The organism is Allostella sp. (assembly GCF_041913585.1).
Taxonomy (GTDB): Bacteria; Pseudomonadota; Alphaproteobacteria; order ATCC43930; family Allostellaceae; genus Allostella.
Window position 1 is genome coordinate 20037 of the sequence record NZ_JAYSFE010000055.1, and the last position, 10316, is coordinate 30352.

Annotated in this window: 9 protein-coding genes and 1 tRNA gene; 6 read left to right on the top strand and 4 right to left on the bottom strand. The window is 73.4% G+C overall.

Annotated features, from left to right (window positions below; all coding sequences use genetic code 11):
• Positions 1–23: 23 nt before the first annotated feature.
• Positions 24–911: a peptidoglycan-binding protein gene (locus ACE3Q3_RS12325; RefSeq protein WP_374446438.1), complete on the top strand. Its 888-nt coding sequence runs from the start codon at positions 24–26 to the stop codon at positions 909–911.
• Between the two features lie 180 nt (positions 912–1091).
• Here ACE3Q3_RS12325 and ACE3Q3_RS12330 read toward each other — a convergent pair whose 3' ends face one another.
• Both ACE3Q3_RS12330 and ACE3Q3_RS12335 read right to left on the bottom strand, forming a co-directional pair.
• Complete coding sequence (locus tag ACE3Q3_RS12330; protein WP_374446440.1) at positions 1092–1730, bottom strand: VOC family protein; 639 nt, start codon at positions 1728–1730, stop codon at positions 1092–1094.
• A gap of 8 nt (positions 1731–1738) precedes the next feature.
• Entirely contained in the window at positions 1739–2173 is a 435-nt protein-coding gene (locus ACE3Q3_RS12335) for an Lrp/AsnC family transcriptional regulator (RefSeq protein ID WP_374446442.1), read from the bottom strand.
• Between the two features lie 126 nt (positions 2174–2299).
• Here ACE3Q3_RS12335 and ACE3Q3_RS12340 point away from each other — a divergent pair, with 126 nt between their 5' ends.
• Together ACE3Q3_RS12340 and ACE3Q3_RS12345 are read left to right on the top strand one after the other, a co-directional pair.
• Positions 2300–3397: a saccharopine dehydrogenase C-terminal domain-containing protein gene (locus tag ACE3Q3_RS12340; RefSeq protein ID WP_374446446.1), complete on the top strand. Its 1098-nt coding sequence runs from the start codon at positions 2300–2302 to the stop codon at positions 3395–3397.
• A 70-nt stretch (positions 3398–3467) separates the two neighbouring features.
• Entirely contained in the window at positions 3468–4649 is a 1182-nt protein-coding gene (locus tag ACE3Q3_RS12345; protein ID WP_374446449.1) for a PLP-dependent transferase, read from the top strand.
• A gap of 7 nt (positions 4650–4656) precedes the next feature.
• Here ACE3Q3_RS12345 and ACE3Q3_RS12350 read toward each other — a convergent pair whose 3' ends face one another.
• Positions 4657–6981, bottom strand: coding sequence for a xanthine dehydrogenase family protein molybdopterin-binding subunit (locus ACE3Q3_RS12350; RefSeq protein WP_374446453.1), 2325 nt, complete (start codon positions 6979–6981; stop codon positions 4657–4659).
• A 77-nt stretch (positions 6982–7058) separates the two neighbouring features.
• Positions 7059–7988: a 2-dehydropantoate 2-reductase gene (locus tag ACE3Q3_RS12355; protein ID WP_374446455.1), complete on the bottom strand. Its 930-nt coding sequence runs from the start codon at positions 7986–7988 to the stop codon at positions 7059–7061.
• Positions 7989–8181: 193 nt separating this feature from the next.
• Here ACE3Q3_RS12355 and ACE3Q3_RS12360 point away from each other — a divergent pair, with 193 nt between their 5' ends.
• The 3 genes from ACE3Q3_RS12360 (at position 8182) to ACE3Q3_RS12370 (ending at position 10316) form a co-directional block, all read left to right on the top strand.
• Positions 8182–9609 carry an amidase gene (locus tag ACE3Q3_RS12360; RefSeq protein WP_374446458.1) on the top strand — a complete coding sequence of 476 codons (1428 nt, stop codon included), beginning with the start codon at positions 8182–8184 and terminating at the stop codon, positions 9607–9609.
• A 144-nt stretch (positions 9610–9753) separates the two neighbouring features.
• Positions 9754–10167, top strand: a complete 414-nt coding sequence (locus tag ACE3Q3_RS12365; RefSeq protein WP_374446460.1) for a hypothetical protein — start codon at positions 9754–9756, stop codon at positions 10165–10167.
• 59 nt (positions 10168–10226) lie between these two features.
• Positions 10227–10316, top strand: a tRNA-Ser gene (locus ACE3Q3_RS12370).

A 10316-nucleotide genomic window follows, 5' to 3' on the forward strand; every position in this document is an offset into this window, starting at 1 on the left:
GCCGCGTGGGGGAGGGCCAGGCCATGTCCCGGATCGCCGAGATCTTCCGCAGGATCGCGCCCGATGCCCGGGCCGAGTATCGCGCCGCCTTCGACGCCGGCGACGCGCTGCTGGCCGAGGCCGAGATCACGACGCCGCTGCGAACGGCGCATTTCCTGGCGCAGGTGCTGCACGAATCGGGCGGCGGGACCGTCCTCTTCGAGAACCTGCGCTATCGCACGCCCGAGCGACTGCTGGAGATCTTCGGCGTCGGCCGGCATTCCGCCGCCGTCCGGCCCGACGAGGTGCCGGGCCTGATCGGCAATCCCGAGGCGCTGGCCGAGCGGGTCTACGGCCTGGGCAACCCGCGGAAGGCGGCCGAACTCGGCAACCTCGAACCCGGCGACGGCTTCCGCTACCGCGGCGGCGGCCTCCTGCAGACGACGGGCCGCGGCAACTACCGCCGCATGGGACAGCGTTGCGGCCTCGATCTCGAGGGCGAGCCGGCGCTGGTGACGGCGGCCGCACATGCGCTGAAGCCGGCCCTGCGCGAATGGTCCGAAGGCAGCCTCAACCTCGCGGCCGACCTCGACGACATCGCCCTCATCACCCGCCGCATCAATGGCGGCTTCAACGGGCTGGCGGACCGCAAGCGCTGGTTCGCCCGGGTGTGGCCGCTGGCTCAGGGCGACGGGCCGCCGCTGCCGGCGTGGCAGGCGGCCGGCGACAGCACCGACACGCGCTGGCTGCAGCAGGCGCTGAACGATCTCGGCGCCAGCCCGCGGTTCGATGTCGACGGCCGGGCCGGGCCGGCGACCGAGGCGGCGATCCGCTGGTTCCAGGGGTTGGCCGGCCTGACCGTCGACGGGGTCGCGGGTCCGGTCACCCGCGCCGCCATCCGGCTGCGCCTGGACGCGGTGCGCGGCGGTTGAGGCCGGCTCATACCACGTCCGCAGTTCAATGACTCATGGTGCCGGCCAGCGTCCGTGCGTCCCTCGACTTCGCTCGGGATGAGAAAGTTCAACAAAACAATAACATCCCGTATCCCGAGCGAAGTCGAGGGACGCAACGGCATCGATGATGGGGTCGTTCCGCATCCGCCGGACCTGGCATCAGTACAGCAGGCGCAGCCCCGCCGGCGTCTCGATCTCCGCGACGTAACGCAGCGTGGCGCCCGGCACGACCGCCGGCGGCCGGTCGACGCCGAGGTCGCGATAGAGGGCCGAGACGGCGTCGGGCTCCGGGTGCTCCAGCCGGAACGCGCGCAGCCGGGCGCCGAGGTCGGCCATCGCCGCCATCGCGCGCGGCTTGCCGCGGCGGTCGATCAGGGAGGGGGCGGCCCCGCCGAGCGGCAGCGACCCGTCGTCGGGAATGGCGAACTCGAACGTGGGCTCGGCCCATGGCAGCGACACCTTCCGGCCGAAGATCGCTTCACGGCCCGCGAGGACCGTGTCGATGGCGTCGGTGCGCGCCACCCAGCCGCGCAGCCGGCGCCCGGCCTCCCAGTCGGCGCGGACGGAGCGCCGGTCGTCGAGCCCGAACCAGCGCGGGCGGCCCGGCGGCGCGCCCTCGGGGTCGAGCGCCACGATCTCGAGATAGACCGGTCCGCCGAGCCGCAGCAGGTGGTTGTGGGTGCCCATGTAGCCGTGGCGCTGCCCGAACGGGACCTCCAGGCCGATGCAGGACCGGACGTGCGCCACGCCCTCGGCCAGGGTCGGGGCGACGACGGAGAGGTGGTCGAGATGGAGCATGGTGCGGCCTAACCCCGGTCGAACCGCGTCGAGAGGATGATCGAGGTCACGGTCCGCTCGATGCCGTCCAGCGCGCCGATCTCGTCGATCAGCCGGTCCATCTCCTCGACCGAGCGCGCCTCGACGAGGGCGATCAGGTCGTGGACGCCGCTCACCGAATGGAGCGCGGTGATCTGCGGGATGCGGGCGAGCGCCGCCTCCGTCGGCCGTGCCAGCTTGGGCTTCACCGTCAGCAGGATGTGGGCCCGCACCAGCGTGCGGGCGGTGTCGCGGCCGAGGCGCAGCGTGTAGCCGGCGACGATGCCGCGGCGCTCCAGGCGCTCGAGCCGGCTCTGCACGGTGGTCCGCGAAATCCCGAGCCGGCGGCCGAGTTCGGCGGTGGAACGGCGGGCATTCTCGCGCAGCAGCCGCAGCAGGGTCTCGTCGGTGGGGTCGAGCGTCATTTCGTTCGGCATCTCGGCACAATGCCGGAAATCTCCGCGCATTTCGACGGTCCGTCGCCTGCGGTTCGACGGTGGATGCGGATAGGGTCCGGCCATCCATTCCGAACCCATGGGGAGAAGGGGACCATGCGCGACGTCGTCATCGTCGGCGCCGGCAAGATCGGCGCCACCATCGCGGACATGCTCGCGGCTTCGGGCGACTATCGCGTCGCGGTCGTCGACCGCTCGCCCGAGTCGCTGGCGGAGGTCGCGGCCGGCGGAATCGCGGCGATCGCGCACGACCTCGCCGACGAGACCGGGCTCGCGCGCCTGCTGGCCGGCCGGCACGCGGTGCTGAGCGCCGCCCCCTACCACCTGACGGCGGGCGTGGCCCGGGCGGCCTATGCCGCCGGCTGCCACTATCTCGACCTGACCGAGGACGTGGCGACGACCCGTGCGGTGCGCGAACTGGCGCGCCAGGGCACCCGCGCCTTCATCCCCCAGTGCGGGCTGGCGCCGGGCTTCATCTCGATCGTCGCCCACGCCCTGGCGCAACGCTTCGACCGGCTGGACAGCGTCAAGCTTCGCGTCGGCGCGCTGCCGCAGTTCCCGTCGAACGCGCTCAACTACAACCTCACCTGGAGCACCGACGGCGTCATCAACGAGTATTGCGAGCCCTGCGAGGCGATCGTCGACGGCGTCCGCCGCGAGGTGCCGCCGATGGAGGAACTGGAGGAGTTCTCCCTCGACGGCGTGCGCTACGAGGCCTTCAACACTTCGGGCGGGCTGGGCTCGCTGTGCGAGACGCTGGCCGGCCGCGTGCGGCAGCTCAACTACCGCACCATCCGCTATCCCGGGCATTGCGCGCTGATGAAGGCGCTGCTCGTCGACCTCCGCCTGCGCGACCGGCGCCATGTGCTGAAGGACATCCTCGAGCACGCACTGCCGACGACGATGCAGGACGTCGTGGTGGTGCTGGTCGCCGTCTCCGGCTGGCAGGGCGACCGGCTGGTGCAGACGACCTATGCCAACCGGATCCACGGCGGCATGGTCGGCGGCCGCCGGCGGAGCGCCATCCAGGTGACGACGGCGGCCGGCATCGCCGCCGTGCTCGACCTGCTGTCGGAAGGGGCGATCCCGGCCACGGGCCTCGTCCGCCAGGAGGACATTCCCCTCGACCGCTTCCTCGCCAACCGCTTCGGCCGCGCCTACGCGACGGCGGATCGGCTCGATCTGGCCGCCTGATCCGGCGGGCCTGGAGGCCGCGGCGCCGCTGTCCTATACCGGCTGCTCGACGAGCGGAGGAGCGGGATTCGTGGGGCCACTGGAAGAGCTCGGCATTCGGCCGGTCATCAATGCGACCGGGCCGTGGACGCGGATGGGCAACACCGCGCCGTCGGCCTCGGTCCGGGCGGCGATGGACGCCATGTCCCAGGTCTATGTGCCGTTCGCCGAGCTCCAGGCGGCGGCCGGCCGCGCCATCGTCGCGGCGACCGGTGCCGAGGCCGGCTATGCCACGCCGGGTGCGGCCGCGGCGACGACGCTGGCCGTCGCCGCCTGTATCGCCGGCGAGGACCCGCGGGTGATGCGGGCGCTGCCGCATCCGGAGGGGGTGCCGGCGACGGTCGTCCTCTTCCGCCAGCACCGCAGCTACTACGACGTCGCCATCCGCGCCGCGGGGGCCCGGCTGCGGCTGGTCGATGCCGCCGTGCCCGACCCGCTGGCGGCACTCGCCGCCGCGATCGACGCCGAGGTCGCCTGCGTCTTCTATGACGCGACCGGCCTGCCCTATCGCGACCAGGCGGGGGTGCCGGACCTGGCGGCGGTGGTCGCGGTGGCGCACGGCCGCGGCACGCGCGTGGTCGTCGACGGTTCGATGGCGTTGCCGCCGGCCGACAACCTGCGCGCCTTGGTCGCGACCGGGGCGGACGCCGTCTCCTTCAGCGGCGGCAAGGCGATCGGCGGGCCGCCGGCCAGCGGCTTCACCGCCTGCCGCCAAGCCCTCCTGCGCTCGATCGCGCTCCAGCACCAGGATGCCGACATCCATGCCGAGCTGACCGGCCGGCCCCACCCGGAGGCGCCCTACATGGGGATCGGCCGCGGCTACAAGGTCGGCAAGGAGCAGATCGCCGGCCTCATCGCGGCCCTCGCCGACTATGCCGCCCGGGACCACGAGGCCGAACGCCGGCAGTGGCATTCCCGCCTGCAGACGATCGAGGCGGCCGTCGCCGGCGTGCCCGGCCTGACGCGGCGCATGCTGGCGTCGAACGACGGCCGCGCGCCCTACCTCATCATGGGTTTCGAGGGACCGCTCGCCGGCGTGTCGTCGGCCGAGCTGTCGCGCCGCCTGCTCGCGGGCGAGCCGCGCATCTTCCTCGCGCCGCGCGCCGGCAACGTCCTCTGGGCAGGGGCCGAGAACCTCCGCGACGGCGAGGCCGAGATCGTCGGCGCCCGCCTCGCCCGCGTCCTCGCGGACCTCGCCCCGGCCCGGTCCTGACGCCGGCCTATGCCGCCGCGCGGCGCGCCCGGACGGCGCGCCAGACCGCTTCCGGCGTCAGCGGCATGTCGATATGGGCGATGCCGAGCGCGTCGCAGACGGCGCTGACGATGGCCGGCGGCGCGCCGCAGGAGCCGCCCTCGCCGGCGCCCTTGACGCCGAGGTCGTTGCTCGGATTGGGGACGACGTGGAAGTCGACCTCCAGGTCCGGCATGTCGGCCGCCCGCGGCATCGCGTAGTCCATGAACGAGCCCGCGACGAGCTGGCCCGACTGGCGGTCGTAGACCGTGCGCTCCAGGATCGCCTGGCCCAGCCCCTGGGCGACCGCGCCATGGACCTGGCCGCGGATCAGCAGCGGGTTGATGATGACGCCGCAATCGTCGACGCAGACATAGCGCTCGACCTGGACGATGCCGGTCTCGGGGTCGATCGCGACCTCGGCGATGTGGGCGCCGTTGGGGAAGTTGCACTCGGTCGGGCGCTGGTAGCGGCAGGTCTCGTCGAGGCCGGGCGCCATGCCCTCCGGCAGGTTGGCGGGGTCGGCGGCGAGCTTCGCGACGGCGTCGATGGTGATCCGGAGGTCGGTGCCCGGCACCAGGAAGGCGCCCGCCGCGAAGGCGATGTCGGCCTCGGCCGCCTCCAGCCGGTGGGCGGCGATGCGCCGGGCCTTGTCGATCACCTGCTGGGCCGCCCGCGCCGTCGCCACTCCGCCCATCTGCGAGGAGCGGGAGCCGCCGGTGCCGTTGCCGAACTTGACGAAGTCGGAATCGCCCTGGCGGAAGTCGATGCGGTCGAAGGCCACGCCCAGCCGCTCGGACAGGATCTGGGCGAAGGCCGTCTCGTGCCCCTGGCCGTGGCTGAAGGTGCCGACGATCAGCACCACGCGACCGTCCGGCTCGAAGCGCACCCGCGCCTCCTCCAGCGGCTGGCCGCCCGACGCCTCGACATAGTAGCCGAGGCCGATGCCGCGCAGCTTGCCGTCGCGCCTCGCCGCGCGGCGGCGGGCGAAGCCGGCCCAGTCCGCCTTGGCGAGCGCCCGGTCCATGGTCTCGGCGAAGAGGCCGGAATCGATCACCATCCCCACCTGGTTCTTGTAGGGAAGCTGCTCGGGCCGGATGAAGTTGCGCCGCCGGATCTCGTCGCGGCCGATGCCGAACGCGGCCGCGCCGAGGTCGAGCAGGCGCTCCATCTGGTAGCAGATCTCCGGCCGGCCGGCGCCGCGATAGGCGTCGGTCGGCACCGTGTTGGTGAAGGTCACCTTGACCGAGAGCTGCATCGCCGGCACGTCGTAGACCGAGCCGGCGATGCGCGCACCCGCCACGGTCGGGATGCGCGGCCCGAAATCGAGCAGGTAGGCGCCGACATTGGCGGCCGTCTCCGCCCGCATGGCGAGGATGCGGGCGTCCTCGTCGAAGGCCATCTCGCAGACCGTGACATGGTCGCGCCCGTGCGGGTCGGAGAGGAAGGTCTCGCTGCGGTCGGCGGTCCACTTGACCGGCCGCGCCAGGCGCGTCGCCGCCCAGACCACCATCACCGTCTCGGGGAAGAGCTTGCCGCGCAGGCCGAAGCCGCCGCCGACGTCGGGCGATACGACCCGGATCTTGTCGGTCGTGGTGTCGAAGACGATCGAGGCCAGCCCCTGCCACAGCTTGACGACGCCCTGGCTCGGCGTGTGCAGGGTGCGGATGCCGGTCGCGGGGTCGTAGGAGCCGATGGCGACCCGTGGCTCCATCGGGTTGCCGACGACGCGGTTGTTGACGAGTTCGCAGCGCACGATGCGGTGGGCGCGGGCGAAGCCCTCGCGCATCGCCTGGCCGTCATGGCTTTCCCAGTGGACGCAGAGGTTGCTGCCATGCTCCGGCCAGAGCAGCGGCGCGCCGGGCTCCAGTGCGGCCGGGGCGTCGACCACGGCCGGCAGCGCCTCGTACTCGACCTCGACGAGTTCGGCGGCGTCGCGGGCCTGGGCGGCGGTCTCGGCGACGACGAAGGCGACCGGGTCGCCGACATAGCGGACGGTGCCGTCGGCGAGCACCGGCCGGAGCGGCGCGAACATCCTCGCCCCGCCGCGGCCCGGCACGTCGACATGGCAGGGCAGGCCGGGCAGCCCGTCCGCGTCGGCGTCGGCATGGGTCAGCACCGCCAGCACGCCGGGCGCCGCCGAGGCCGCGCGGGTGTCGATCCCGAGGATGCGGGCATGGGCATGCGGCGAGCGCAGGACATGGCCGTAGGCCTGGCCCGGCAGGTTGATGTCGTCGGTGTAGCGGCCGTGGCCGGTGAGGAAGCGGACATCCTCCTTGCGGCGCACGGGCTGGCCCATGCCGAACTGTTCCATGGCGGCGTTCTCCGCTCCGATCGGTGCAGGGACGTTGCGTGGGGTCGGCCGATTGTTCCCGAGAAACCCTGCGCCTGTCACCCCTTGGCGGGGGCGCCGTCGACCTGGAGGGCGAGCGCGGCGGCGATGGTGCGGTGGATCGGGGTCGGCACGCCGTTGGCGCTGCCGAGCCGGGCGACGGCACCCGACAGCCACGGCAGTTCGAGCCGCCGGCCGCGCTCCAGGTCCTCCAGCATCGAGGCGCGTGCGCCCTCGGGCAGGGCGTCCATGAAGGCCAGCGTGCGCTCCGGCGTGTCGGCCGGCAGGCGGACGCCGACCGCGGCGGCGACGGCCGCGGTCTCGGCCAGCGATTCCAGCAGCAGCGCCCGGGTCGCGGGATTGGTCCGGATCGGCCCCATGGAATGGCGCGTCAGCGCCGTCAGGCCGCTCATCGAGGCGAGGAAGACGAACTTCTCCCAGACCGCGCGCTCCGGGTCGTCGGTCAGGATCGCGGTGAGCCCGGCCGCGTCGCAGGCCGCCTTCAGCGCCGCCAGCGCCGCCGCCTGGGCGGGCCGCGCCGGGCCGAAGATGATGCTGGGCGGAATGCCGTTGTGGCGGATTACGCCCGGCCGCTCGATGAGGGCCGAGATGCGGGCGACGCCGGGCGCCACATGGTCCGCGCCCACCGCCCGGCCGACGATCTCGGGCGCGTCGATGCCGTTCTGCAGGGTAACGACGACGGTGCCGGGGCCGACCAGCGGCGCCAGCGTCGGGGCCGCCGACGCCATGTCGTAGAGCTTGACGGCGAAGAGCACGATGTCGGCGGTGCCGATCGTGGCCGGGTCGTCGGTCGCCTGGACCGCCGGCACATGGAAGGGCGTGGTCTCGCTCTCGATCGTGAGGCCGTGCGCGCGCATCGCCGCCAGATGGGCGCCGCGGGCGACGAAGGTGACGTCCTGTCCGCCCTTCGCCAGCAGGCCGCCGAAATAGCCCCCGACGCCGCCGGCACCCATGACCACGATCCGCATCCGCCGCATCCTTTCCGAGGGGAAACCGTCCGCGACGGAGAATGGGGGAGGCGGGGCGGCCGGTCCAGGCCCGATCCAGTCCAGGCCCGATCCGGTTCAGGGCCCGATCCGGCCTTGGCCGGCCGCGGGCGGCCATGCCATCGTGACGGCGGCCCTTCTTCCGGCCACATCCTTCCCGGAGCGCCCGCCGTCCATGTCCGAAGAGCTGCTGTTCCTGCCCGCCACCCGCGCGGCGGCGCTGATCCGTCGCGGCGAACTCTCCCCCGTCGCCTATGTCGGCCAGGTCCTGGATGCGATCGAGCGCTGGCAGCCCGTCGTCAACGCCTATGTCTCGGTCGACCGGGAGGGCGCGCTCGCCGCCGCGGCGGCGGCCGAGGCGGCGGTCGCCGCGGGCCGGCCGCTGGGGCCGCTGCACGGGGTGCCGGTCTCGGTCAAGGACCTGGTCGACGTCGCGGGCATGCGCACCACCCACGGCTCGCACGTCCATGCCGACAACCTCGCTGCGGCGGATTCGATCGCGGTCGCGCGCCTGCGGGCGGCGGGTGCCGTGATCGTCGGCAAGACGACGACGCCCGAGTTCGGCCACAAGGGCATCACCACGAGCCCGCTCACCGGGATCACGCGCAACCCGTGGAACCCGGCGCACACGCCGGGCGGCTCCTCGGGCGGCGCCGCGGCGGCGGTGGCGGCGGGGCTGGCGCCGCTCGCCGTCGGCACCGACGGTGCGGGGTCGATCCGCGGACCGTCGGCCAGCGCCGGCATCGCCGGGCTGAAGCCGACCCGGGGCGCCATCCCGCACGAGGCGGCGGCCGACGTCTTCCTCAACCAGTCCTTCGTCGGGCCGATGACGCGCACCGTCGCCGACGCGCGGCTCATGTTCTCCGTCATGACCGGGCCGGACCCGCGCGACCCGTGGAGCCTCGGCGGCGGGCCGGCGCCATTGCCGCCGGACCTCCAGGGGCCACGGCTCGACGGCGTCCGCATCGGCTATGTCGCGCGGATGGCGAACCCCGTCCTCGACCCGGAGGTCGAGGCGCGCACCCACGACATGGTGGCCGCGCTCCGCGACCTCGGCGCCGAGGTCGAGGAGGTGACCGACGCCATCGACTGGGCCGAGCCCGAGGGCCGCATCCTCTACCAGACCGGCATCGCCGCCTCGGTCGCGGCCCTGCGCGAGCGCTGGGGCAACCGGCTCGACGCCAGCCTGATCGCCTTCGCCGACTGGGGGATGCAGTACGGGATGCTCGACCGGCTCCGGGCCGAGCGGGCGCGGACCCGGCTCTACCAGGCGGTGCAGGCGCTCTTCGGCCGCTACCGCTTCCTGGTCTCGCCGACGACGGCCAGGACCGCACTCGCGGCCGACTTCGATGCGACCAGGCCCGTCGTCGTGGCGGGCCGCGAGTGCGGCATCACCCGGCAGAGCTGGACCGCCTACCAGTACCCCTTCAACCTGACCGGCAACCCCGCCATGTCGATCCCGAGCGGCTTCGCCGCGGACGGGCTGCCGACGGGATTCCAGATCGTGGGGCCCTGGTGGAGCGACTATGCGGTGCTGCGTCTGGCCGAACTCCTGGAGGGGGCGCGGCCCTGGGCCGACCGCCGGCCGGCCCTTTCGGCATAGGCGGGCGTCGGCGTTCGGGGCGAGGCGGGGAGGAGCGGCGGCTGCCGCCGTTGCCGGAATGCCGCAGGCGTTGCGTTACGGTGACGGTGCGTGGCGGCCGCGCTTGGTCGCCGCGCCGGCATCGGGTAACGGTTGGCCCCGCGAATGACGACCGGTCGAACCCTCCCCATCGTCCTGGCGGCCGCGGCGGCGCTGCTCGCCGGCGTGGCGCCCGCGCGGGCCGAGACCGACTGCATCATCCGCGAGTTCCGCACCGCCAAGGGCGTCTACCAGCGCGAGCCGGTGGAGCCGACGACCGAGTTCGTCGTCGAGTACGACCGGGTGCATGCCTTCCTGCGGCTCGACTGCGCCCGCGCCGACCCCGACCGGCCGGCCTTCACCCTGCGCTGGATCAGCAACGGCCGGGTGGTGCGCACCCGCGACCTCTACGCCGGGGTCAGCCCGAACTGGCGCACCTGGGACCTGATGCCGGCGCAGCTCGGCCCCGGCTTCGTCCAGCTTTTCGACCGCGACGGCAACCTGCTCGCCGAGGAGGCCTTCACCGTCCGCCTGCCGTGACGGTTTGGCTTGCATTCCGCACCCCGACCCCGTAATCACCTGCGGCCGTTCGAGCAAGCGGAGAGGTGCCGGAGCGGTCGATCGGGGCGGTCTCGAAAACCGTTGTGCGCGCGAGCGTACCGTGGGTTCGAATCCCACCCTCTCCGCCA